The organism is Variovorax sp. BGA-UO-ETr-C22, assembly GCF_059567965.1.
In genome coordinates, this window is sequence record NZ_JCAQPA010000008.1 from 211,562 (window position 1) to 234,960 (window position 23,399).

Below are 23,399 nucleotides of genomic sequence, written 5' to 3' on the forward strand. Positions count from 1 at the left end.
ACGCCCGCTATTCGATCTTCAGTTCAGCGATGAAGCGCTCGCGCCGCTCGAGCGCCTTCAACGCCTTCTTGCCCAGGTCGGTCGCCACGAGGTTCAGCAAGCCTTCGCAGAAGATGAGGTAGGCGCCCATCGAGTTGCTGAAGAAGGTGCTGGTGTGTGGAACGAAGAACGCATGCTTCGCGAAGGCCGCAAGCGGCGACGCCCGGTGGTCGGTGATGGCGATGACGACCATGCCGGCCTGCGCGGCGGCAGCGGCCGTGTCGGCGATGCTGCGCGTGTAGGGCTCGACGCTCGTCACCAGCACCAGATCGCCGGGCTGCAATTGAGCCAACCCTTCGGCGACGCCCAGTCCGTGCGGATCGAGCAGCGCCACGTCACCTCGCACCATCCCCAGCCCATAGGCCAGGAAACTGGCCAGCGCGCTGAACTGCCGCAGGCCATGCACGCGGACCCGCGGCGCCGTCGCCATCAGCCGCGCCGCCTGTCGCAACTCGTCTGCCGAGAGTTGTTCGAGGAAGCTCTCGGTGTTGGCGATCGAGTCCTTGGCGATCTGCACCATGGTCTCGATCTCCGGGCGCTGTTCGGCACTATCCGACCGTGACCGTTCCGAGGCATGCGCGACCAGCCGGCCGGCCTGCTCGCTGTAGAAATGCCGGTGCCGGGAGGCCAGCCCGTCACGGAACACGGTTTGGAAATCGACAAAGCCGGCATAGCCGAGCCGGGTCGCCAGACGCGTCAGCGTCGAGGCGTTCACCCCGAGGGATTCGGCCAGTTCGGTGATGGTGCGCACGGCGACTTCTTCCGGCCGCTCGACCAGCCGCGCCAGCACGCCGTGCGCCTTCGCACCCATTGAGACCAGCGCGTCACCCCGCCCCACCTGCATCGTCAGTGCGCGCAGCGCCTCGACCGTTCGCGGCGGCAAGGCACCGTCGGTTTCGGCGTCAGGCGGGGTTGGAACGCTGTTTTTTTTCGAGACTTGCATGGCCGTCGATCATATGGAATCGCGGCGGCTTCGCGGGATGCTCGTACACCTCCCATTCGATGGCCGAAGGACCGATGCGGATGTCCGCAGTGGCCATGGTGTTCTCGCCATCGCTGTCCGCAGGATCGGTGCGCAGGATCGGGAACGACGCGTCGTCGCGATCGGCCAGCAGGCGCAACGGATCGGCCACGCACAGGTCGCTGTCGGCCAGCAGGGCGTCGCCGCGCTGTTGCCGGTGCAGCGACGAGCCCGTGACGATCTGCGGCAGGCCCTGCACCGCCGGGTGCAGCGCATGGTTGGCATGCAGCCCGCACCCCGCGACCTCGACGATCGAACAGGCCTCGCTGCTGAACTCCACACTGAGCAGTTCGGGCGTCGCCCGGTGCGCGACGGTGAGATGAAAGCCGCCCGCACGCTCGTTCGACAGTAGCAGCTCGCGCACCGCATCCTGGCTGGCCGCTTCGAGCAGCGCCCGCGTAAGCATCATGCGTGGGACGCCGGGCCGTACCTTCAGGCAGCGCAGGTTGTTCACCGTCATCGCGAGGCCGCCCTCGGTCACGGCGAAGGTGTGGCCCGGCAGCGACCCTGGATAGACGAAGGACGCGAACGACACCCCGTCGTCCACCGTGCACGCTGCGATCGCGCAATGTCCCGCGAAGGCCGGATCGCCGTCTTCGTTGTGAGTGATACGGCGCCGCGCGCCGGCCTCCTGCACGGTGGTGCAGCCGTCGGGCGCCATGGCCCACAGGTCGCCGCGGCTGTTCCACAGAAAGACGTCTTCGAACGGCAGCTCCAGCCCCGCGGCCAGCCCGCGCAGTTCGTCCCACACGCGCGGAAAGCGCGCGCGCACCAGGGCCGCCATCGACTCGGCGGCCGGCGTGCCGCGATGACGCATCACCGTCGCCCACGCGGGCGAACAGCGTGCGTAGTCCTGCAGCGCTGCGGCGCCGAAGCAGCCCAGTGCGCGTCCGATCTCGAAAGCCGATCCTTCGACCTCCAGGTAATTCAATGTCGGCATGTCACTCCACGTGCTGAAGAAAATCGCGCAGGCGCTGATTCGGTGGGTTGTCCAGCAAATGCGCTGGCGGTCCGTCGACCGTGATATGGCCGTGCTCCATGAAGATCAGTCGGGTCCCGACCTTGCGGGCGAACTGCATTTCGTGGGTCACGACGACCATCGTCATTCCCTCCTCGGCCAGCGATTGCATCACGCGCAGCACTTCCTGGCGCAACTCGGGATCGAGCGCTGAGGTGGGCTCGTCGAACAGCATCAGCTTCGGCCGAACGGCCAGCGCGCGCGCAATGGCCACGCGCTGCTGCTGCCCACCCGAGAGCTCGCTCGGGTAGTGCTGCATGCGTTCGGCCAGCCCCACCTTGGCGAGCAGCGCGGCCGCTTGGGCTTGTGCTTGCGACTTCGAGGCGCCGCGTACCTGGCGCGGCCCGAACGCGACGTTCTCCAGTGCCGTCATCTGCGGGAACAGGTTGAACTGCTGGAACACCATGCCGGCTTCCTGGCGGATCTCGCGTGCCACGGTGTTGCCGCCGCGCACGCTCAGGCCGCCCACCAGCAGGTCGCCGCCGTTGATGGTTTCGAGCGCGTTGATGCAACGCAGCAGCGTCGACTTGCCCGAGCCCGAGGGGCCGATCAGCACCACGACCTCGCCCTGGCGGATCTCCAGGTTGACACGGTCTAGCACCACGTTGGCGCCGAAGCGTTTCTCGACATTCTTGAATTCGACGATGTTCACAGGATGCGCATCCTTCTTTCGGCGGTTCTCAGGCCCAGCGTCAGCACACCGATCAACAGGAGGTAGATGGCGGCGACGGCGGTCCAGATCTCGATGGCCCGGAAGTTGGCCGCCATGATTTCCTGCCCCTGGCGGGTCAGCTCGCCCACGCCGATGACGATAAAGAGCGAGGTGTCCTTGAGGCTCACGATGAACTGATTGCCCAGTGCTGGCGTCATGCGCCGGAACGCTACTGGACCGACGACGAACGCGAGCACGCGCCAGCGCGGCAGCCCCATCGCCAGCCCGGCCTCGCTCAGGCCCTTGGGCACCGAGAGAAACGCGCCGCGCACGATCTCCGCGATGTAGGCGCCGGAGTTGATGACGATGGAGGCGATGGCCGCCGTCATCGGGTCCACGCGCACGCCCAGCAAGCCGGGTAACGCGAAGTAGATGAACATGACCTGCACCACAATGGGAGTGCCCCGCACCAAGCCCACGTAGGCAAAGCCCAGGCTGGCGACGAAGCGGTTCCCGTAGGCGCGCATCAAGCCGAACAGCACGCCCAGCAGCGTGCCGCCAACCAGGCCCGCCACGGTGATGAGCACCGTTAGGCGGGCGCCGCGCGCCAGTGCCGGCAGCGCGCCGGCAATCACTGACCAGTCGAATTCCATGGAAAGGCTTTCCGTGCCGATGCGATCAGGAGGACTTCGGCGGCTCGGTCTTGAACCACTTGCGATAGATCGCCGCATAGCGGCCGTCGGCCCTGATCTTCGCCAGCGCCGCATTCACCTGCGCGACCAAGGGGCTGCCCTTCGGAAACCCGATGCCGTACTGCTGCGCCAGCATCTGTGGACCGACCGCCTTGGCCTTGCCTGCGCCGGCGGTCGCAATGTAGTACAGGACATTCGGCGTGTCGTGCATGGCCGCATCCACGCGGCCGGTCATCAGCTCGAGGTAGGCGTTGTCGATGTTCGGGAACTGGCGCAGCTCAGTGCCTGCGAAGTTGGCCTTGGCGTAGTCGGCGGCCGAAGTACCCGTCTTGATGGCCAGCGTCTTGCCCTTCAGGTCCGCCACGCCGGCGATCTTGCTGGCGGTGGGCACCATGAGGATGAACCCGCTGTCGTAGTAGCCGTCCGAGAAGTCGATGACCTTCTTGCGCTCTTCCTTGATGGTGATGCCAGCCAGCGCCACATCGACATTGCGGGTCTGCAGCGCGGGCAGGATGCCGCTGAAGTCCATGGGCTGCAGTTTGTATTCGAGCTTCAGCTCCTTGGCGACGGCGTCCCACAGGTCGATATCGAAGCCGACGTAGGTGTCGCCCTGCTTGAATTCGAAAGGCACGAAGGCCGTGTCCACGGCAACGAGCAAAGGGCCGGCCGCGGTGGCGGGGGCGATGAATGAGGTGGCGACGGCCGCGGCTGCAAGCAGCCGGAGAACGAGTTTCTTCATGACAATCCTTCCGGGGGAAGAGTGGGCTCACCGAATTGGTGCAATTGAATTTGCTTAAATATCAAATTCGCAAATTCATTTGCAGAATGTGTGCCAAGTCGTGCACCGTCGCAAGCTCGGGTTTGCCCTATGCAGCTTTCCAGGCAACTGCGGCGCTAACGCCAACGACGCCGCCCGCACACGGGAGTGGCGGATTCAACTGACGCTGCCTGCAGCGACCGATCTGACGCACGCAGCACTCAGGGCTTTTCGGCGCTAGTGAGAGAGCTCCGAACAGGGTGTTCGTTGTTGCCAGCCTGTATATCGAGCAACGAAGCGATGCCACCTTGACAGCCATTTCGACCGCGATTCCCCCCGTACAAGCTTGCCAGCTGTGAGTGCTGGGCGTCGCCACGGAAGAGCGCTCACCGCTCTACCCGAACGCACCGACGACCCGGGAGAAGGGGCTGCCTTCCGTCGTGGGCTATGGCTGGCATGGCATGCTCGCGTCGACTGAAATCCCGGCCTGCAGCGTGGAGCGACTGGATGTGGAGATCAAGGCTGCTGTGTCCGACGCGGATGTCCGTCGCAAGGCTGAGGCTGCGGGGCTGCAATTGCGCCGCGGTAGCGCCGCCGACTTCAGTGCGTTCATTGCAGGCGAGACGCGCAGGTAGGCGCAGGTCATCAAGTCCGTGAATATCACAGCTGATGAAGTGGAACAACGGTTGCGCCCGCTGCTGCACGACGGCGTTCGCAGCGGCGCCCTCTTCAGGTCGACATTCGGCTAGGTCGCAAAGGCCGACTCGCGGGTAAGAATGATCCGCCAGGAGGTGCGCTCGAGCGACCCGGTGGCGCCGGCCGCTCATCGCCGGCCACATCGAGGCCTTGAGGGCCACGCGTGGGCTCAGCCGCCCAGCCTCCATCGACGCAAAGCGTCGATGCCGTTGCAGGCTCCCTCCAGCGCATCCCTTGCATCGTCTACCGCTTGGCCGCAGCTCTTGCAGAGCGTGCCTCATGGCCGTGCCTGGTGCCCGATGCGCCCACACGCGCCGTGACGGCTAACGCAAACGGCTTTCGAAAACAAGGGTAGCTTCACTCCTGAATGGAATAAAAATATTATTAGAATTAATTTCAACAAAAACGTTCTATACCAAGCTTATGCAAATCTCCGCTGGAAAGTTGTGGTCGATGCGTCGTCTCGCTGATGAGCACGGCCTTTTCAAGATGACCGCTGTAGATCAGCGACCCGGGGTCGAAGCCCTGGTTCGAAGCAGGCGGGGTCTCGCAACCGCGCTGTACGAGGATGTAGGCCGAGCCAAGCAGGTTCTGATCGAAACGCTTTCGCCCTGGTCGACCGCAATGCTGCTGGACCCTGGCTACGCCTATCCTTTCGCGGCACAGCAAACTGATCCTCGCCGCGGCCTGTTGATGACCTACGAACAGTGGGACTGCGAGGAAACCCCCGGAGGTCGAAAAACCTTCGGCTATCCAGACTGGTCGGTCGAAAAGATCAAGCGCATGGGGGCCGATGGCGTCAAGCTCATGCTGTGGTGGCGCCCGGATGCGAGTGAGGACGTCAAGGCGCACCAGCGCGAACTTGTGAGGCAGGTGGGCCGCGATTGCCGTCGACACGACATCGCGTTTCTTCTGGAACCGCTTCTTTACCCTCTTGGCAGCGAAGGAAATAGCGCGCTCTACCAGGAAGACGCCACCAAACGCCCGGAAATGGTGATCGACACCGCACTCGAGTTTCGCGACGAGTCCTACGGCGTGGACATTTTCAAGATGGAGAGTCCTATCGCCGCGAATGCGGTACCGCACCCGGATGCTCCCGAGTCGCCAGCCTGCCAGCAGTGGTTCGACAAGCTGGGTCAGGCGCTCGACCGGCCCTGGGTCATGCTCTCCGCAGGCGCCGCGATGGAACCCTTCCGCCGCATCGTCGCGCATGCTTGCCGCGCGGGCGCCAGCGGGTATCTCGCTGGGCGCGCCATCTGGTGGCCGACCTTCGAATCCACTTTCCCTGACTGGGATGCCATGCGTGCCGGCATCGTACGCGACGGCATTCCGTATGTGCAGACCCTGCACGCCCTTCTCGAGGAAACGGGCACGCCCTGGACCGGATGCAGGGCCTTCTCGCAGGGCATCGAACTCGCCGACGCCGAAGCGGACTTCTACAAGCGCTACCCCGCTTCCTGAACGCCATGGACTACGCCTTCCAGTTTGGTTCCGTCTGGGCGGCGCTTCCTCGCTTGGCCGAGGGCGCCCGGCTCACGATCATGCTGTCCTTGGCCACCATTGGCATCGGACTCGTGATCGGCATCGCATGCGCGCTTGCCCGAACCTCGCATCGCGCATGGTTGCGCTGGCCAGCATCGATCTACGTGGAAGCGATCCGCAATACGCCCTTCCTGATCCAGCTTTTTCTGATTTATTTCGGGCTGCCTTCACTGGGCGTTCGACTCGATCCGATCGAGGCGGCGCTCATCGGCATGTCAGTCAACTGCGGCGCCTATGCCACCGAAATCGTGCGCGCCGGCATCGACGCGATCCCTCGTGGGCAACTCGAGGCCGCACGCGCGCTGGGTTTTCCAGTGCCGAGCATCGTGCGACACGTGATCCTGTTTCCGGCCCTGCGCGCCGTGTTCCCGGCACTGGCGAGCCAGTTCATCCTGGTGATGCTGGGCTCCGCCGTGGTCTCGACCGTCTCGGTCGAGGAACTTACGGGGGTCGCCCATCTGATTGAAACCGAGAACTTCCGCCCCTTCGAGGTTTACCTGGTCGTGACGGCCATGTACCTGGCTATTGCCTTCTCGCTCAAACTGATCTTTGCCGCGATTGATCGCTTCTACTTCCAGACCCGGGGACATGCATGATCCGCGACTTCGGAAGCGTCGAGTTCTTCTACCTGCTGGCCGCGATGCGATGGACGCTCGGCCTGTCCGTGCTCGCCTTCGTCTGCGGCGGGCTGGTCGGACTGCTGGTCGCGTTGCTGCGAGTTGCGCCAGTGGCGCCTGTGCGCTGGTTCGCCGCTTGCTACATCCAGCTGTTCCAGGCCACGCCCCTGCTCATGCTTTTGTTCCTTGTGTTCTTCGGTCTGGCGCTCTTTGGCCTCAGCCAGAACGCCTTTCTTTCGGTCACCGTGGCCCTGACCTGCTACGCCAGCGCGTACTTCGGCGAGATTTGGCGTGGCTCGATTCAGGCTGTACCGCAGACACAGTGGCAAGGCTCCGCCGCACTCGGGTTTTCCTATCTCGAGCAGATGCGCCATGTGGTGTTGCCGCAGTCGGTGCGCATCGCCACCCCGCCCACCGTGGGGTTCATGGTTCAACTCGTCAAAAACACTTCGCTGGCGTCGATCATCGGTTTTCATGAACTCACCCATGCGGCCCAGTACGTCAACAACGTCACGTTGAAGCCGATCCTGGTCTACAGCATCGTGGGTGCGATGTACTTCAGCGTCTGTTTCCCCCTCTACCTGCTGTCGCGACAGTTGGAGAAAAAATTCAATGCCGATCGTTGAAATCTCATCGCTGCACAAGCGTTTTGGCCAAACCACGGTGCTCGATGGCGTCGACCTCGAGGTCGCCGAAGGAGAGGTCGTGGCCGTCATCGGGCGCTCGGGTTCCGGAAAGAGCACGCTCCTGCGCTGCATCAATGGGCTCGAGACCATCGACGGGGGCACGATCGTCGCGGACGGTGTCACCGTGCAGCCTTCGAAGCTGCGCGAGGTTCGCCGCTCCGTGGGCATGATTTTCCAGAGCTTCAACCTCTTCCCGCACCTGAGCGCGCTCGAGAATGTCGCGCTGCCTCAGATCGTGATGAACAAGACGCGTAAGGACCTCGCGCTCGCGAATGCCGCGCGCCTGCTTGAGCGCGTCCAGCTCTCTTCCAGAGCCAGTGCCTATCCATCCAAGATGTCCGGCGGACAACAGCAACGCGTCGCGATTGCGCGCGCGCTGGCGCTCGAGCCGCGCGTGCTGCTGTGTGACGAGATCACCTCGGCGCTCGACCCCGAGATGGTCGGCGAAGTGCTCGACGTCGTGTCCGAGCTCGCAAGAGGCGGCATGACCATGATGCTCGTGACGCACGAAATGGGTTTCGCCCGTCAGGCCGCGGACAGGATTGTGTTCATGCATGAAGGCAAGGTCTGCGAACAAGGAACTCCGGCGGAGCTTCTCGATGCGCCCAAAACGCCTCCGCTGCAGCAGTTCGTGCAGTCGATCCGAAACAAGGGCTGAATGCCGTTCTTTATTTTTACAAGGAGACAAGACCCATGACTTCCAACCACTTCTTCCGCGTGTGGCGCGCGCTGGCCGCTGCCGTGCTTTTGATCGCCGCGCAAGCAGCCAGCGCTGTAACCGTCGACGAAATCGTCAAGCGCGGCAAGCTGCTCGTGGCGATCGATACCAACAACCCGCCCTGGGGGCAGCTGGATGCGTCGATGCAGCCGGAGGGCATTGACGTCGGCGTCGCCAAACTGATGGCCAAATACATGGGTGTGCCGCTGGAGATCGTGCCTGTCACCAGCCAAAACCGCATTCCCTTCATCGTGACCGGCAAAGCCGACGTGGTAATGGCCACGCTCACTATCACACCGCAACGCGCACTGCAGATCTGGTACTCGATCCCCTACGCCCTGCAGGACAGCGTCATCATGACCGCGGCCAACAGCCCCATCAAGAGCTTTGAAGACCTGAACGGCAAGAAAGTGTCGGTTGTCCGCGGCGCGATTCAGGACGCGCTGGTCACCAAGCATGCACCGCGTGCGCAAATGCAGCGTTTCGACAACGATGCCTCGACGATCCAGGCCCTGGTGACGGGACAGGTGGATGCCACGGCCACTGGTTTTCTGATTCCTGCGCAGACGACCAAGGCCAACCCGGGCAAGACCTATGTCTCGCGTCTCAAGCTGGGCACACAGCACATCGGCATCGGCATGAAGCGTGACAGTGCGGATCTGCTGCAGTGGACCAACACCTTCATCTATCACGTCCGTGCCAACGGCGAGCTGGCCGAACTGTTCAAGCAGTACTTCGGCATGACCTTGCCGGAACTGCCCTCGTTCTGAGTCTTACGCCGTGGTGCCCACTTCAGACAGGCCCGTCCGCGTCACCAGCATCGGCATGAGCGGCCTCGACCGCATCATGCGGGTCGCGGCGTTCGCCGACGGAGGTGACAAGATCTATGCGAGCGGCTACGACGAAATCGGGGGCGGCCCTGCCGCCACAGCGGCGGTGGCAGTGCAGCGTCTGGGGGGTACGGCGCGGCTGATCGCCCGCGTGGGAGACGACGCCACGGGGGATGCCATTCGCGGCGAGTTGGCGGCGCACGGTGTCGACCTGTCTCTCATGCGAACCCTGCGCGGCGCCCAGTCGGCGGCGAGCAATGTTATGGTCGACGACCGCGGAGAGCGTCAGATCACGCACTTCGCAGGGGAAGGGCTGGATGTCGAGGCCGAATGGATCGAAGGCTCCGAACTCGAAGGTACCGGCGTCGTGCTGGCGGACATGGGCTGGGGGCGTGGCGCGAAACGCGCGCTCACCTTCGCGGCAGCGGCGGGCATTCCCACCGTGCTCGATGCCGACATGAGCATCGACCCGCTCGCAGGGGAGCTGCTTGGCCTGGCCGATCACGTCGTGTTCTCCGAGGCAGCGCTGAGCCGGATGAGCGGCCTTTCCGAGCCTGCCCGAGCGCTGCACTGGGCGCGCGGGCGTGTGCGGGGGCCGTACGTGGGCGTGACGGTGGGGGCCCTCGGTTACCTATGGCTCGCCGGCGAGACACTGCATTCCATGCCCGGCTACCCGGTCAAGGCCATCGACACGCTCGGTGCGGGCGATGTTTTCCACGGCGCATACGCGCTGGCGCTAGCCGAAGGTCGGGATGTGGCCGCTGCGGCACGATTCGCCAATGCCGCCGCCGCTATCAAGTGCACACGGGCGTCGGGCCGCCGCGGCATTCCACTGCGAACCGAAGTCGACGCCTGGCTCGCGCAGCACCACTGATATCTCCACTGACAACTCAAAGGGCTTCCATGATCCGGCGCATTGCCTTCATTCACACGGTCGCGATGCTTGTCGAGCGTTTTCGGCCGCGATTCCAGGCGGAACTTCCCGATGCCGACTGCTTTCACATGCTGGACGAAAGCGTCCTGCAGGATCTGATCCGGCATGGCCCCTCTGTCGACGTTACCTGCCGCATCGTCACACTCTCGCAGCTGGCAGCGGACGCGGGCGCCGAGCTGATCGTTTTCACGTGCTCCTCGACTTCGCCCGCCATCGACGTCGCGCGCCAGATGGTCAACGTGCCGATCCTCAAGATCGACGATCCTCTCTACGCTCGCGTATCGAGCACGCCAGGCCGTGTGGGTCTGATCTGCACGACGTCGTCGACGGTCGAGCCCAGCCGAACGTTGCTGGCCGCGCATGCACAGGCTGCCGGCCTCGACATCCCCTCGGAGAGCGCGCTGTGCGCGGCGGCGTTCCAAGCATTGACAAGCGGCCAGCGCGACTTGCACGATCAGCTCGTCCGCGAGACGGCGGCGGAAATGGCGCCACGCGTGGACCGCATCGTGCTGGCGCAAGCTTCGCTAGCGCATCTTGCCGAACCGCTCGCTGAACAGTTGGGGCTGCAGGTGTTCGCAAGCCCCGAACTGCTGGTGCAGGACGTGGTCGCCCGCGTGCGTGATTCGGCCTGATACTTCACCGCCATGACCGAAGCTGCAGCACCCATCACGCTTGACGCCTTGAGGAAACTGATCACGGAGCGTTTCGACAACCTGCCGGCGCGGCTGCAAACCGCCGCCCGCTACTTGATCGATCACCCTAGCGCAGCTGCCGTTGACACCATCAAGTTGCTATCCGAAGCGGCCGATCTGCAGCCGTCCGTGTTGATGCGTCTGGCCAAGACGCTTGGCTACTCGGGCTTTTCGGAAATGCAATCGGTTTTTCGAGACGCCCTGCTGTCTCAGACGCAGAGCTACGGCGAAAGGATGCGCACCCAGCAGGCCAAGCGCGCCGCAGCGCCGCACGCGTCGGATGACATGCTCCGGTTGCTGTGCGATGGCTCCATCAGCTCGCTACAGGGACTGCAGGAATCCACCAATGGCGAGGCATTGCAAAAGGCCATTCAGTTGCTCGCCGGCGCTCGCGCGATTCACGTGGTGGGCCTGCGACGCGCGTGGCCGGTTGCCACCTATCTCACTTACCTGCTCTCTCGCAGCCGGCGCTTCGTTCGTCTGCTTGGCGGGATGGGCGGTATGCTGACGGACGAAGTGCAGGCGCTGGGTGAGAACGATGTGCTCCTGGCGATCAGCTTCCACCCTTTTCATGCGGACACTGTCGCTGCAGTGGAGCGCGCGCGCGCCCAGGGCGTTCCTGTTCTTGCGCTCACCGACAGCGCGCTGTCGCCGTTTGCGCGACACGCACAGGTCGTGCTTGAGGTTCGCGACGCGGAGATCGCCGGGTTTCGCACCGTTGCAGCGTCAATGGCCTTGTGCCACGGTCTTGTCGTGGGCTTGGTCATGGAAGAGGAAGCCAAGGCGCAGCGTGGCAACCGGCGAACTGTACGGTAATCGTCGCAATGGCGCAGTTTTGCCCCGATGGCTAACTGCTTCCTCGTTCTGGCGTTCGGAACCGCGACCGGCATGCGCGGGGCACTTTCCAGTGGTCGACCGGCGCCTCGTCATTGCGCCGCTGGAACACACGGTCTTGAAGTCGGACAAGAGCATCGTGCGTGGCCAGAGCCCCACTATCGACGCAATCTCTGACTGCACCGTGTGTGCACTGCACGTACCGGCAACGCACTGAAGAGGCCATCCCTGCCAAAGGTGGGAGTGAGGGCCAGAGCGTGGAACCAGCCCAGTGAACATCGCTTCGCGCACGACCAGTGCACCACGGCGAAGCCGCGCTGAACACGACTTTCCCACTGCGGCATGCGTTCGTCACGCATGTCTGCCGCCACGCCGAAAACTGTCTGCGATTCGCCTGAAACAGGCGTCCAGGATGTCCGAGCAGAACGAAGAGGATGCCGTTGAGAGCCTGCTCCTCGTTCAGTCGCGGCCGCTCTGGAAGGAGGGTGTCACCACCGGCAGCAATGGCGCAATTTTCTTGCACCGCACCGAGCTAATTTTTTATGCTTGATCGTCCCGTTGCTCATCGAGCTCGTACCGTGCATTGGGCGATGATGTGGGGTTCTGATATTCGCTCTAAGGCGTGGTGGTGTGCAGCCAATGCCGAGCGATTTCATCGCGCCGGGCGATCCACACGTGGCCACGCAAGCGCATGTGCTCCAGTATCTGCTCAAGGGTCCACATGCGCGCAGGCCGTCCCAGCATGCGCAGGTGCAGGCCTATCGACATCATCCGCGGGGCGACTTCGCCCTCGCGCCAGAGCCAATCGAAGGCGTCGTTGACATAGCCAGAAAAGTCCTGCGCGCGCACGAAGCGTTGCGTGTGCTGGAACTGCATGTCATTTGCATCGAACGCGTAGGGCAGCACTGCGTGCGACCGACCGTCGGGGCGCCGCAAGGTGAAGGGCAGATCGTCGCCATAAAAATCGCTGTCGTAGACGAAGCCGCCTTCTTCCATCAGCAGCCGCCTTGTGTGTGGTGTAGAGGCCGAACGCGTGTGCCAACCTACTGGCCTCACACCCGTTGCAGCCTCGATGGATTGGACCGTTCGGGCAATGGAGTCTCGCTCCTGGGCTTCGGACATGCGCGCGTGGCTCTCCCAGCGCCAGCCATGGGCCGCCACGTCATGACCCCGCTGCACGGCGTCGCGTGCCAGGTGCGGCGAGCGTTGCACCGCTTGGCCACAGGCGCTCACGGTGCAGGGTGCCCCAAACCTTTCGAAAACGTCCATGATGCGCCACCACCCCACTCGTGTACCGTAGTCGAAGTGCGATTGCAAACAAGGATCCGGGATGCCGTCGAGCCGATCGATCACCTCGTACACCGCTTCATTGCGCTCGTCGCCGTCGGCGATGGCGTACTCGGCGCCTTCCTCGAAGTTCAGCACAAAGGAGACCCCCGAGTTGAAACTGACCACGGCGCTACCCTTGAATCATGTGAAATGACATGGACGGCCTGATCCTTGGTGACACGGTTGACGATGCTTCCTATCTCAGTCACTCCGGGCGGGCGGATGAAGCATGGCAACACCGGTACAACGCCGGCGGAAGGACGCAGCGGGCGCAAGGCCGATGTCGGTTCTCGTGAGATGGATGTGGTTGGGCACAGGACAGATGTAGAACAGCCCGCTCAAGGCGGGCTCGTGGGACGAGTAGGGAAATTCCGGACATGGCCGCTGGCCATTGCGCGGCAGTTGTGTGCGCTTGTTGTCGTTCAAGGGCGAAGAGGACGGCACAATCCCTCCATGACGATCAAGGAGATGCTGACCGACGAGGAACTGGGTGCCCTGGCGAGCGATTGGCGCAAGAAGGCGCTACAAGGGGATCCCCGTGCGCGCGGCATTGCCCATGAATTCGAACGTGAGGTGCGCCGGCGCACTGGCGCACCGCTCGCGAATTACGACGCCTTGGATTTGCGCCCTCTGGAATTGCGGGTAGCAATACAGCGTCGGTGGTGGAGGTTCTGGCGAGTCGAGGGGCCATAGACCTTAGCCAGGAGGCGCCGGGGGTTCACGGTCAAGGCATGACCTCCTCACCTCGAGCAGGCAGTGCCTGGTCAAACTCGACGCAATGCCAGAACTCAAATTCGGCGTCGATGAGCCGAGAGATCTGGACCTTGCCGCGTTCGACCCGGTGGATCTGCAGGTCCTGGCCGCAGATCAGGGCCAAGACCTCGATGGAGCGGGACATTGGGCCAGCAGATCAGGCGCGCGTTATTGACGGCTTCGGTGGTCCAAGGTGACTGACCGCGCGCAGCGCTTGACGGAATGCGTTCAGAGAGTCCCCCACTGGCTCCTCTCGGCGAAGCAGCAACGCGACCGGAGGCAGGCGTGCTTCGAACGGCAGATGCAGCACTTTGAGCAGCCCCAAGCTCTCGTAGTGCTGCGCCGTATCGCGGGTCATCATTGCGAGGGCGTCGGAATCTCGCACGACCGTAACATTGGCCAGGATTGAAACCGACTCCATCGCACACTGCGGCACGGCCAAGTCCTGCTGAGCCAGCCACGACACCAGTGCATGGCGCAATGGGGCATCGGGCGGCGGCAGCACCCACTCGAAGCCCAACGCAGCAGTCCAGCCGATCTGCGGCGTGCGGCGGCGCAGCAGTGGGTGGCCCGGGCGCGCCACGATCACGATCGGCTGGTGGTACAGCGCCTCGATAGCGAATCCAGAGGTGTCGTCGCCGTCAAGCACTCGGCCGATGACGCAGTCCAGCCTGCCGTCGCGCAAGGCGCCGAGCAGGACTCCTGACCCGGCCTCCTCCACCCGGACACGCACCCGAGTGGCATGTTCACGCAGCCATGCGAGCGCGCAAGGCACGAGCACGGGTGCGGCAACGGAGGAAATGCCCACCGACACCAAGCCGCTCGCCCCCGCCTCGATTGCGGCCAGTTCATCCCGCGCACCATCGAGCACTCCAAGCAGTCGCTTTGCCCGTGCGCTCAACGCAGCACCCGCCGGCGTCGGTACGACGCCGCGGTGGCTGCGTTCGAACAGCCGCAGTCCAACAGCGGCCTCCGCTTCCAGAAGCAGCTTGCTTGCGGCCGGCTGCGTCATGGCGAGCTCGCGCGCTGCCCGATGCAGGCTGGCCTCGCTGTCGAGCGCCGCCAGCAGCTCCAGGTGGCGCACCTTTAGACGGCGGTGCAGGGGGACGGTGGATGCGGATGTCATCCAGCAGATGATATCTGTTAGTTATCACTGTCAGCGAATTCCTGATTATGCAGATATCTAGCCGCCGGGTAGGCTAGCGCTGCATTTGCCGTCCCGCTTCTTCTCACGATCAGGTTTGCGACTTTCCGCTGCTCGTGATTACAGGCTGGACGTGGGATCGTGCTGACAGTTGGAGAGAAAATGGGTGATTCAAGGATTGGCGCAGACTTGGTCTTTGCGAAGGTGGCTCTGATCGAGCATTGGTGCGGCGTTGCCGCTCCCAACGAAGTGGCCATCAAGATGGTCAAGGAACTGGAAACAACCATCAAGGCTTTCGAGAAGCTGCGTGGCGATTCCAGAATCACCGATGAGCCGGCGTCGTTCGATGCGGCTCTGATCGAAGCCGCGCACATCGTCGTGGAGGACTGACCTTATGGCGTCCAATCTTGCAGAGATGTCTCTCGTCGAGGTCGCCGATGGCATTCGCGAACGGAAGTTCACGGCAGTCGAGGTGCTCGACGCAGTGCTGGTTCAGGTCGACAAGGTCGATTCGAGCTTGAACGCCTCGATCTGGATCGACCGTGAAGGTGCTTACGCAGCTGCTTCGACGGCGGACAAGGCACTTGCATCCCGAAGCGGCGTAGGCACGTTGCATGGCGTGCCGATGGCACACAAGAACATGTTCGCTCAGGCCGGCATGCGCTGCACTTTTGGCTCGAACATCTATGGCGAATACCGACCATCGTTCAACGCCACCGTCATTGAGCGCCTGGCGTCCGCCGGGGCGTACTGTTTCGCCGGACTCAACATGGCCGAGTTCGCGCAGGGCGGTACCGGTCACAACGCGCATTTCGGCGACGTGCGCAACGCTTGGGACCCGCGATACGTCAGCGGCGGTTCGTCGAGCGCATCCGGTGCGGCAGTCGCTGCGTGCATGACCTTCGGCTCGCTCGGATCCGACACCGGCGGCTCGATCCGCCTGCCGGCCTCGGCGAATGGCGTGACCGGCATGAAACCCACGCAGACCCGCGTGAGCCGCCATGGCGCCATGCCGCTTTCCTTTTCGATGGACAACGTAGGAGTCCTCACGCGAAGCGCTCATGACTGCGCACGCCTGCTGAAAGTCATCGCCGGACATGACGATCGCGACCCAAGCAGCGCGAAGGTCGAGGTTGCCGACTACGAGTCGGCGTTGGTGGGTAACGTCCGCGGGCTGCGGATCGGTATCCCGAACAACCATTTCCTCGACAACGTGAGCCACAGCGTGATGAAGGCCTACGAAGCCGCGCTCGCCGTATTGAAGGAGCGGGGCGCGCAATTGGTGTACCTCGATCTGCCTCTGATGGACGCCATCAATGCGTACGCCACGCTCATTCCCAGGGTCGAGTCGTCCCAGGTGCACATGGACAACATGCGAGCCGGTGCGCATCGTATCGCCAAGCACATCAATGCGCGCATCTACGCGGGGATGGCCATTCCTGCGACCTACTACGTCGAGGCGGTCAGCCGACGGGGTAGCGTGCTGCGAGAGTTCGCGAAATCGGTCTTCGGCAAGGTCGACCTTCTGGTGACGCCGACCATTGCGATCGAACTCCCGACCCGGGCGGCCACCGATATTGACCAGAACGACTCGGACGGCGTGATTGCGCACGCCGCAGCGCTAGGTGACAACACCCGGCCATTCAACTATCTCGGCCTGCCCTGCGTCAGCATCCCCTGCGGCTTCGATAGCCATGGACTGCCTGTCGGCCTGCAGTTGAGCGGAAAGCCCTTCGACGAAGCGGCAATTCTGCGTGTTGCCGATGCGTTCCAGCAGGACACCCATTGGCACACGATGCGTCCTCCTGTTGGACGTGACATCGCATAGTCAATCGTTGTTGCATGAAAAAGTACTTTACTGGAGATGATGTTATGAAATTGTTGAGTCCGACATTCTTGATCATGGCCGGTTTCGCGGCTTCGAGTGCGATGTACGCACAAGCGCAGGAGAAAACCTTGCGTATCGCCATGACGGCGGGTGATATTCCACGCACGACCGGCCAGCCTGACCAAGGTTTCGAGGGAAATCGATTCACCGGAATCCCCATGTACGACGCACTCACGCAATGGGATCTGGCGTCGGCTTCAAATGAAAGCGAGGTGATCCCGAATTTGGCCGTGTCATGGAAAGTCGATGAAGCCGACAAGACCAAATGGGTTTTCAAGTTGCGGCCCGGCGTGAAATTTCATGACGGTTCACCTTTCAATGCCGATGCGGTCGTCTTCAACGTCAGAAAGGTACTTGACAAAGATGCGCCGCAATTCGACCCGCTGCAGGTCGGCGTGTCTACCCCGCGCTTCCCGACGCTTCGCAGTGCGCGCAAGATCGACGACCTGACGGTCGAGCTTGTCACGTCACAGCCCGATGCCTTTGTTCCGACCCACCTGACGAATCTCTTCATGGCTTCCCCAGCGCAGTGGGAGAAAAAGCTCGCAGCGGTACAGCCATCAGTGACGGACAAGGCTGAGCGCAGCAAGCAGGCGTGGGCGGCGTTCGCGCTCGATCCTGCCGGGACGGGACCTTTCAAACAAGTCAAGTTTGTGCCTCGTGAGCGGCTGGAGATGGTGAAGAACCCGAACTATTGGGATCCCAAGCGTCGGCCCAAGATTGATCGCGTCGTGTTGCTTCCGTTGCCAGAGGCAAACTCGAGGACTGCAGCACTTCTGTCCGGTCAGGTTGATTGGGTGGAGGCGCCTGCACCCGATTCCATCGCTGCGATCAAGGCGCGCGGCTTCAAAATCTATGCCAACGCCCAGCCGGCAATGTGGTCTTGGATACTGTCGACGTTGCCGGACTCCCCCTTCAAAGACAAGAAGGTTCGCCAAGCGGCCAACTTGTGTGTGGATCGCGCTGCCGTTAAAGAATTGCTGGGCGGCATGATGGTCGAGGCGACCGGCATCGCGGAAGAGGGCGAGTCATTGCGCGGAAACCCGACCTTCAAGATCCGCTACGACGTAGCCGCAGCAAAGAAGTTGATGCAGGAATCGGGGTACAGCGCATCCAAGCCGGCGAAGGTCAAGGTTCAGGTTTCGGCCTCTGGTTCAGGACAGATGCAGCCGCTGCCGATGAACGAGTTCATGCAACAGAATCTGAAAGACTGCTACTTCGACGTGCAGTTTGATTTGGTCGAGTGGAGCACGATGCTGTCGAATTGGCGCCTGGGCGCAAAGGATCAGGCAATGCACGGCTCCAACGCGTTCAATATGAGCTTTGCCACAGTCGACCCGAGCACAGCTTTGATCCGGAACGTCAATAGCAAGTCTCTGGCGCCCACCGGTACCAACTGGGGCTATTTCAACGACGCGACCGTCGATGCACTTGGCAGCAAGGCCCGTATTACCTTCGACGACAAGCAGCGCACCGCGGTGTTGTCCGAACTTCAGGCACGCATCACTGACGAAGCGCCCAATCTGTTCGTTGCGCACGACGTGGGTCCACGTGCCATTTCGCCGAAGGTCAAGGGTGTGGTACAGCCGAAGAACTGGTTCATCGACCTTGCCACGATGTCTATCGACTGACCCCTCCGGCCTGCACACGTTGCCTTCGCCCCCTTTCGAAGGCGACGTCGGCGGGCCGGAAGAGGCGGCCCACTGCGCACCCTGACAGCGCGCCATGCACAGCATCTAGATTGATTGAGAGCCCACGATGATTGGCTACCTTTTTCGCCGTGTCGGGTATGCACTGCCCATCATGTTGGGCGTGTGTTTCCTGTGCTTCATGCTTGTGCATATCGCGCCGGGTGATCCTCTTGTGGCGATCCTGCCTGCCGATGCTTCGAACGAACTGCAGCAGCAGCTGATGAAGCTCTATGGATTCGACCGACCACTGCCCGAGCAGTTCGTGCGCTGGTTGTGGCGCGCGCTGCACGGCGACTTGGGCACTTCCATCGCCACAAGCCAACCGGTTGCAGGCGAGGTGCTCAAAGCGGTAGGCAACACCTTCATGCTGGCCATGATGGCCACGCTGATCGGCTTCTTCTTCGGTTGCCTCTTTGGTTTCGTGGCTGGCTACTTTCGCAACTCTTGGGCTGACCGGATGGCATCCTTCATCTCGGTCATCGGGGTCAGCGTGCCGCACTACTGGCTCGGCATGGTGATGGTCATCGTGTTCTCGGCCAAACTGCAATGGCTGCCTTCCACGGGCGCAGGGCCGGACGGCTCGAGCGAGTGGATTTGGAATCTCGAGCACGTCAAGTACATGGTGATGCCCGCTATCACCATGGCCTTCATCCCCATGGGCATTCTGGCGCGTACGGTGCGCGCGCTTGTGGCCGACAAGCTGTCACAAGAGTTCGTCATTGGCCTGCGTGCACGAGGTTTGAGCGAGTTCGGCGTGTTCAAGCATGTGGTGAAGAACTGTGCGCCCACGGCGCTGGCTGTCATGGGCCTGCAACTGGGCTATCTGCTTGGTGGCTCGATCCTGGTCGAGACCGTGTTCTCCTGGCCGGGTACGGGCTTCCTTCTGAATCAGGCGATCTTCCAGCGCGACCTGCCGCTGCTGCAGGGATCCATCCTGGTACTGGCGCTGTTTTTTCTGGCGCTCAACCTGATCGTCGACGTGCTGCAGACCGTTTTTGACCCGCGAATCGACAGGAGCTAAGTCTATGGATGCAACGCTCAATCTCGGCGCAGCCGCCGTCGCCCCGACGCAGGTGGTGCGCTCACGCAGCCACGGCGCCAATGTCTGTCGCCGGCTCGTACGTAACCCGGTCGCAATGACCGCCGCTGCCATCATCCTTGTGCTGGTGGTGCTCGCTCTACTGGCGCCTTGGCTCATGCCGGCCGACCCGTTCGCCACCTCAATGTTCAAGCGCCTGCGACCGATCGGGACGCCCGGCTACCCACTGGGCACCGACGAACTCGGCCGCGACCTTCTATCTCGCCTCATGCTCGGCGGTCGGCTGTCGCTTTTCATGGGTATCGCGCCAGTCGTCATGGCCTTCGCAGTCGGCGGCGCGCTCGGCGTGCTGGCTGGCTACGCGGGCGGCAAAGTCAACACGGTGGTGATGCGCTGCATCGACGTGCTTTATGCCTTCCCGTCGGTGTTGCTGGCCATCGCGCTTTCGGGTGCGTTGGGTGCGGGCATCACCAACGCGCTGATATCGCTGACGGTGGTGTTTGTCCCACAGATTGCGCGCATCGCGGAAAGCGTCACAACACAGGTGCGCAGCAGCGACTACGTGGAAGCCGCCAAGGCCTCTGGCGCGGGGGCCTTCACGATCGTGCGCCGCCACGTGTTGGGCAACGTGGTCGGCCCGATCTTTGTGTATGCCACCAGCTTGATCTCGGTGTCGATGATTCTGGCCTCGGGGCTGTCCTTCTTGGGTCTTGGCGTGAAACCGCCCCAGCCCGAATGGGGCCTGATGCTGAATACGCTGCGTACCGCAATCTACAACCAGCCCTTGCTGGCAGCCCTTCCCGGTGCATTCATTTTCATAAGTTCTGTGTCCTTCAATATGCTGGCCGATGGCCTGCGCAAAGCGATGGAGATCAAGGAATGATTTGCGATTCCACTCCTGCTGCAGTGTCCGACCCAGGTGACCTCGATGGGCGCCGTCAGCTTCTGCTGAATGTGCAACACCTGAAAAAGCACTTTCCACTCAAGCGAAAAGGATTGGGCTTCGGCGGTCCACGCCCCACGGTTCGCGCAGTAGACGACGTAAGTTTCCACATTCGCAAGGGCGAGACGCTGGGCGTGGTCGGTGAATCCGGCTGCGGCAAGTCGACCACCGCGCGGCTGATCATGCAGCTGATCAAACCGGACAGCGGTGAAATCGTCTTCGACGGCCAGACCGTCGGCTCTCCCGCCCTCTCCCTGCGCGAGTTTCGCCGGCAGACGCAGATGGTGTTCCAGGACAGCTATTCCTCGCTCAATCCGCGCATGACCATTGAAGATACGGTGGCCTTCGGCCCGATGGTGCACGGCGTGTCGGCCGAGGTGGCGCTATCCCGTGCGCACGATCTGCTGGTGCGTGTCGGTCTTGAGCCGGCGCGTTTCGCCGGGCACTATCCACACGAGCTTTCGGGTGGTCAGCGCCAGCGCGTCAATATCGCGCGCGCTTTGGCGTTGGAGCCGCGCTTGGTGATCTTGGACGAAGCGGTTTCTGCGCTCGACAAATCCGTCGAGGCGCAAGTGCTGAATCTGCTGGAAGATCTGAAGCAGGACTTCGGTCTCACCTATCTCTTCATCAGCCACGATCTGCATGTGGTGCGCCACGTCAGCGACCGGGTGCTGGTGATGTACCTCGGCCAAGTCGTGGAAGTCGGCCCTGCTGAACAGGTGTTCGATGCGCCGCACCACCCCTATACCCACGCGCTGCTGAAGTCCATGCCCAGCACCGATCCGTTGAAGCGGACCACAGAGGTTCCGCTTTCGGGCGACCCGCCTAGCCCGATCGACCCACCCTCGGGCTGCTGTTTTCACACCCGTTGCGCTTTCGCCCAGGCGGTGTGCAGCCAACAAAAGCCCAAGTTCGTCGAGCCGGTTTCGGGCCATGGCGTCGCCTGCCTTCGCTGGCAGCGAGATTCGGGCTATGAGCCGCAGCCAGACTTTCCCAGTCCCGCGCCGGCCCACGATGAAGTGCTGGCGATGGTTTCCCAGCAGGAGCATCTCTCGGGAGGTCTTTCATGACTGACGTCGCTGTTCGATTGAAGAACCTGCGCGTTGAATTCCACGCGCCCGGAAAGAAGATCGAGGCCGTCAACGGTGTCGACCTGGAAATCAAGCAGGGTGAGGTCGTTGCTCTGCTGGGTGAATCGGGTTCGGGCAAGAGCGTCACCTTGCGCGCCATCATGCGGCTGCATGCCGAGCGCAGATCGCGAATCACCGGCACATTGGAGGCTGCCGGCGTCGACGTGCTGGCGCTCGACAGGGCCGGTCTTTCGGCTCTGCGCGGAAGGAAGGTGGCGATGATCTTCCAGGAGCCGCTGCTGGCCTTAGACCCTGTCTACCCGGTGGGCCAGCAGATCGTCGAGGCGATCCGCCGCCACGAGAATGTCAGTCGTTCTGAGGCATACGCACGCGCGCTGGCACTGTTCGAGCGAGTGCGTATCCCCAGTCCCGAACGCCGCCTTGCGGCCTATGCTCACGAGATGTCTGGCGGCATGCGCCAGCGCGCCATGATCGCGCTGGCCCTGGCCTGCAAGCCGCAGGTGCTGCTGGCTGACGAGCCCACCACCGCGCTGGACGCCACGGTGCAAATCCAAATCCTGCTGTTGCTGCGCGAATTGCAAAAGGAGATGGGTCTGGCCATCGTCTTCGTCACCCACGACATCGGCGCTGCTGCTGAAGTGGCCGACCGCATTGCTGTGATGTATGCCGGGCGGATCGTCGAGCAAGGTCCGGCCGCCGTGTTGCTTACCCAGCCGCGCCATCCCTACTCCTTGTCACTTCTGCAGAGCCGTAGTCCCGGCGCGATGAAAAAGGGCAAGCGCCTGATGACGATTCCTGGATCGCCGCCAGACCTGTCTCGGCTGCCAATGGGCTGTGCGTTTGCGCAGCGCTGTGCTTGGGCCGCGGCTGCTTGCAACACGGTCCAACCGCAAGACGTGCCGTTGGGCGAAGGCCACAGCGCCCGCTGCATTCGGTTGGATGTAGTCGACGCTGTGCGGCCAGTAGCCAGCGATGCGGGCTAGCTGGTTGTAGTTTTCCCAGTATCAAAAATATTGAAGGTCTATATGAACATGTCAACTTCTTCAATTTCTATCGGATCCTACGAGGCTGCTGAATGGCAGACCCGCGTGGACTTGGCAGCATGCTATCGACTTGTTGCGCACTTCGGCATGACCGATCTGATCTACAACCACATCAGTGCGCATATCCCAGGTACAGAAGATCTGCTCATCAATCCATACGGACTGATGTATACCGAAGTAACGGCCAGCAGCCTCGTGCGGATCGACTTAGAGGGGCGCGTGATCGACCCGGGAAACACGGGATTGGATATCAACCCCGCAGGGTTTGTCATTCACAGCGCCGTACACACCGCGAGAAAAGATGTCGGTTGTGTCCTGCATACACATACGCGTGCCGGAATGGCGGTATCGGCTCTCGCATGTGGTTTGCTGCCATTGACGCAGAACGCGATGCGATTCCTTGACATCGGTTATCACGACTACGAAGGGGTGGCGATTGACCTGGACGAACGTGCTCGATTGGTCAGAGACCTGGGCGAACGGGATGCGATGGTGTTGCGCAATCATGGCTTGTTGGTTGCCAGCGCAACCATCGCGCAAGCATTTAATGCCATGTACTGGCTTGAGATGGCCTGCAAGGCCCAAGTGGACGCTATGGCCTGCAATACAGAGCTTCACCTGCCCAGCGACGAAGTGGCGCGCAAGACTTGGCGGTTGTATCGGCCAGAGGTGCGGCGGCCTTTTGGCGAAATGGAATGGCCCACGATGCGTCGCCTGATGGACAAAGTGAGTCCAGGCTACGAGCGCTGA

Annotated in this window: 27 protein-coding genes; 19 read left to right on the forward strand and 8 right to left on the reverse strand. The window is 62.5% G+C overall.

Features of this window, described 5'->3' with window-relative positions; translation table 11 throughout:
- Positions 1-7 precede the first annotated feature (7 nt).
- From AC57B8_RS08460 to glnH, 5 genes are read right to left on the reverse strand one after another with little or no spacing between them, the layout of a single operon-like run.
- Positions 8-982 carry a MurR/RpiR family transcriptional regulator gene (locus AC57B8_RS08460; RefSeq protein WP_496479282.1) on the reverse strand — a complete coding sequence of 325 codons (975 nt, stop codon included), beginning with the start codon at positions 980-982 and terminating at the stop codon, positions 8-10.
- On the reverse strand, positions 942-2,000 hold the full coding sequence (locus AC57B8_RS08465) for a C45 family autoproteolytic acyltransferase/hydrolase (RefSeq protein ID WP_496479283.1): 1,059 nt from the start codon (positions 1,998-2,000) through the stop codon (positions 942-944). The genes AC57B8_RS08460 and AC57B8_RS08465 overlap by 41 nt, the downstream gene beginning before the upstream one ends.
- A gap of 1 nt (position 2,001) precedes the next feature.
- Positions 2,002-2,730, reverse strand: coding sequence for a glutamine ABC transporter ATP-binding protein GlnQ (gene glnQ, locus AC57B8_RS08470; RefSeq protein WP_496479284.1), 729 nt, complete (start codon positions 2,728-2,730; stop codon positions 2,002-2,004).
- Entirely contained in the window at positions 2,727-3,383 is a 657-nt protein-coding gene (gene glnP / locus AC57B8_RS08475; protein WP_496479285.1) for a glutamine ABC transporter permease GlnP, read from the reverse strand. Before glnP ends, glnQ begins: the two co-directional genes overlap by 4 nt.
- Before the next feature lie 25 nt (positions 3,384-3,408).
- Entirely contained in the window at positions 3,409-4,161 is a 753-nt protein-coding gene (gene glnH / locus AC57B8_RS08480; protein ID WP_496479286.1) for a glutamine ABC transporter substrate-binding protein GlnH, read from the reverse strand.
- A 377-nt stretch (positions 4,162-4,538) separates the two neighbouring features.
- Here glnH and AC57B8_RS08485 point away from each other — a divergent pair, with 377 nt between their 5' ends.
- From AC57B8_RS08485 to AC57B8_RS08530, 10 genes are all read left to right on the forward strand, one after another.
- On the forward strand, positions 4,539-4,814 hold the full coding sequence (locus AC57B8_RS08485) for a tripartite tricarboxylate transporter substrate-binding protein (RefSeq protein ID WP_496479287.1): 276 nt from the start codon (positions 4,539-4,541) through the stop codon (positions 4,812-4,814).
- Positions 4,815-5,298: 484 nt separating this feature from the next.
- Positions 5,299-6,336 carry a tagatose 1,6-diphosphate aldolase gene (locus AC57B8_RS08490; protein ID WP_496479288.1) on the forward strand — a complete coding sequence of 346 codons (1,038 nt, stop codon included), beginning with the start codon at positions 5,299-5,301 and terminating at the stop codon, positions 6,334-6,336.
- A 5-nt stretch (positions 6,337-6,341) separates the two neighbouring features.
- Positions 6,342-7,013, forward strand: a complete 672-nt coding sequence (locus AC57B8_RS08495; RefSeq protein WP_496479289.1) for an amino acid ABC transporter permease — start codon at positions 6,342-6,344, stop codon at positions 7,011-7,013.
- The gene (locus AC57B8_RS08500; RefSeq protein ID WP_496479290.1) at positions 7,010-7,660 is read left to right on the forward strand and encodes an amino acid ABC transporter permease; all 651 of its coding nucleotides are present in this window, start codon (positions 7,010-7,012) and stop codon (positions 7,658-7,660) included. Before AC57B8_RS08495 ends, AC57B8_RS08500 begins: the two co-directional genes overlap by 4 nt.
- Positions 7,647-8,378 (forward strand): amino acid ABC transporter ATP-binding protein, encoded by a 732-nt coding sequence (locus AC57B8_RS08505; protein WP_496479291.1) that lies wholly within the window; start codon positions 7,647-7,649, stop codon positions 8,376-8,378. Before AC57B8_RS08500 ends, AC57B8_RS08505 begins: the two co-directional genes overlap by 14 nt.
- Positions 8,379-8,413: 35 nt before the next feature.
- Positions 8,414-9,208 (forward strand): transporter substrate-binding domain-containing protein, encoded by a 795-nt coding sequence (locus AC57B8_RS08510; RefSeq protein WP_496479292.1) that lies wholly within the window; start codon positions 8,414-8,416, stop codon positions 9,206-9,208.
- Positions 9,209-9,263: 55 nt separating this feature from the next.
- Positions 9,264-10,142: a PfkB family carbohydrate kinase gene (locus AC57B8_RS08515; protein ID WP_496479293.1), complete on the forward strand. Its 879-nt coding sequence runs from the start codon at positions 9,264-9,266 to the stop codon at positions 10,140-10,142.
- A 29-nt stretch (positions 10,143-10,171) separates the two neighbouring features.
- Positions 10,172-10,834: an aspartate/glutamate racemase family protein gene (locus AC57B8_RS08520; protein WP_496479294.1), complete on the forward strand. Its 663-nt coding sequence runs from the start codon at positions 10,172-10,174 to the stop codon at positions 10,832-10,834.
- Positions 10,835-10,846: 12 nt separating this feature from the next.
- On the forward strand, positions 10,847-11,710 hold the full coding sequence (locus tag AC57B8_RS08525) for a MurR/RpiR family transcriptional regulator (protein WP_496479295.1): 864 nt from the start codon (positions 10,847-10,849) through the stop codon (positions 11,708-11,710).
- A 430-nt stretch (positions 11,711-12,140) separates the two neighbouring features.
- Positions 12,141-12,278 carry a hypothetical protein gene (locus AC57B8_RS08530; RefSeq protein ID WP_496479296.1) on the forward strand — a complete coding sequence of 46 codons (138 nt, stop codon included), beginning with the start codon at positions 12,141-12,143 and terminating at the stop codon, positions 12,276-12,278.
- A gap of 65 nt (positions 12,279-12,343) precedes the next feature.
- On the opposite strand, the gene AC57B8_RS08535 is transcribed toward AC57B8_RS08530, so the two are convergent.
- Positions 12,344-13,183 carry a polysaccharide deacetylase family protein gene (locus tag AC57B8_RS08535; RefSeq protein ID WP_496479297.1) on the reverse strand — a complete coding sequence of 280 codons (840 nt, stop codon included), beginning with the start codon at positions 13,181-13,183 and terminating at the stop codon, positions 12,344-12,346.
- Between the two features lie 327 nt (positions 13,184-13,510).
- Between AC57B8_RS08535 and AC57B8_RS08540 the strand changes: the two genes are divergently transcribed.
- Positions 13,511-13,750: a hypothetical protein gene (locus AC57B8_RS08540; RefSeq protein WP_496479298.1), complete on the forward strand. Its 240-nt coding sequence runs from the start codon at positions 13,511-13,513 to the stop codon at positions 13,748-13,750.
- Positions 13,751-13,781: 31 nt separating this feature from the next.
- Here the strand turns inward: AC57B8_RS08540 and AC57B8_RS08545 are convergent, their stop codons facing one another.
- Entirely contained in the window at positions 13,782-13,955 is a 174-nt protein-coding gene (locus AC57B8_RS08545; protein WP_496479299.1) for a hypothetical protein, read from the reverse strand.
- A 12-nt stretch (positions 13,956-13,967) separates the two neighbouring features.
- Entirely contained in the window at positions 13,968-14,936 is a 969-nt protein-coding gene (locus tag AC57B8_RS08550; RefSeq protein ID WP_496479300.1) for a LysR substrate-binding domain-containing protein, read from the reverse strand.
- Between the two features lie 159 nt (positions 14,937-15,095).
- Here AC57B8_RS08550 and AC57B8_RS08555 point away from each other — a divergent pair, with 159 nt between their 5' ends.
- The 8 genes from AC57B8_RS08555 (at position 15,096) to AC57B8_RS08590 (ending at position 23,399) form a co-directional block, all read left to right on the forward strand.
- Complete coding sequence (locus AC57B8_RS08555; protein WP_496479301.1) at positions 15,096-15,344, forward strand: hypothetical protein; 249 nt, start codon at positions 15,096-15,098, stop codon at positions 15,342-15,344.
- A 4-nt stretch (positions 15,345-15,348) separates the two neighbouring features.
- Entirely contained in the window at positions 15,349-16,782 is a 1,434-nt protein-coding gene (locus AC57B8_RS08560) for an amidase (RefSeq protein ID WP_496479302.1), read from the forward strand.
- Positions 16,783-16,826: 44 nt separating this feature from the next.
- Entirely contained in the window at positions 16,827-18,473 is a 1,647-nt protein-coding gene (locus AC57B8_RS08565) for an ABC transporter substrate-binding protein (RefSeq protein WP_496479478.1), read from the forward strand.
- A gap of 127 nt (positions 18,474-18,600) precedes the next feature.
- Positions 18,601-19,554: an ABC transporter permease gene (locus tag AC57B8_RS08570; protein WP_496479303.1), complete on the forward strand. Its 954-nt coding sequence runs from the start codon at positions 18,601-18,603 to the stop codon at positions 19,552-19,554.
- 4 nt (positions 19,555-19,558) lie between these two features.
- Positions 19,559-20,455: an ABC transporter permease gene (locus tag AC57B8_RS08575; RefSeq protein WP_496479304.1), complete on the forward strand. Its 897-nt coding sequence runs from the start codon at positions 19,559-19,561 to the stop codon at positions 20,453-20,455.
- Positions 20,452-21,585 (forward strand): ABC transporter ATP-binding protein, encoded by a 1,134-nt coding sequence (locus AC57B8_RS08580; RefSeq protein WP_496479305.1) that lies wholly within the window; start codon positions 20,452-20,454, stop codon positions 21,583-21,585. Before AC57B8_RS08575 ends, AC57B8_RS08580 begins: the two co-directional genes overlap by 4 nt.
- Entirely contained in the window at positions 21,582-22,589 is a 1,008-nt protein-coding gene (locus tag AC57B8_RS08585) for an ABC transporter ATP-binding protein (protein ID WP_496479306.1), read from the forward strand. The genes AC57B8_RS08580 and AC57B8_RS08585 overlap by 4 nt, the downstream gene beginning before the upstream one ends.
- 42 nt (positions 22,590-22,631) lie before the next feature.
- Positions 22,632-23,399: a class II aldolase/adducin family protein gene (locus AC57B8_RS08590; RefSeq protein WP_496479307.1), complete on the forward strand. Its 768-nt coding sequence runs from the start codon at positions 22,632-22,634 to the stop codon at positions 23,397-23,399.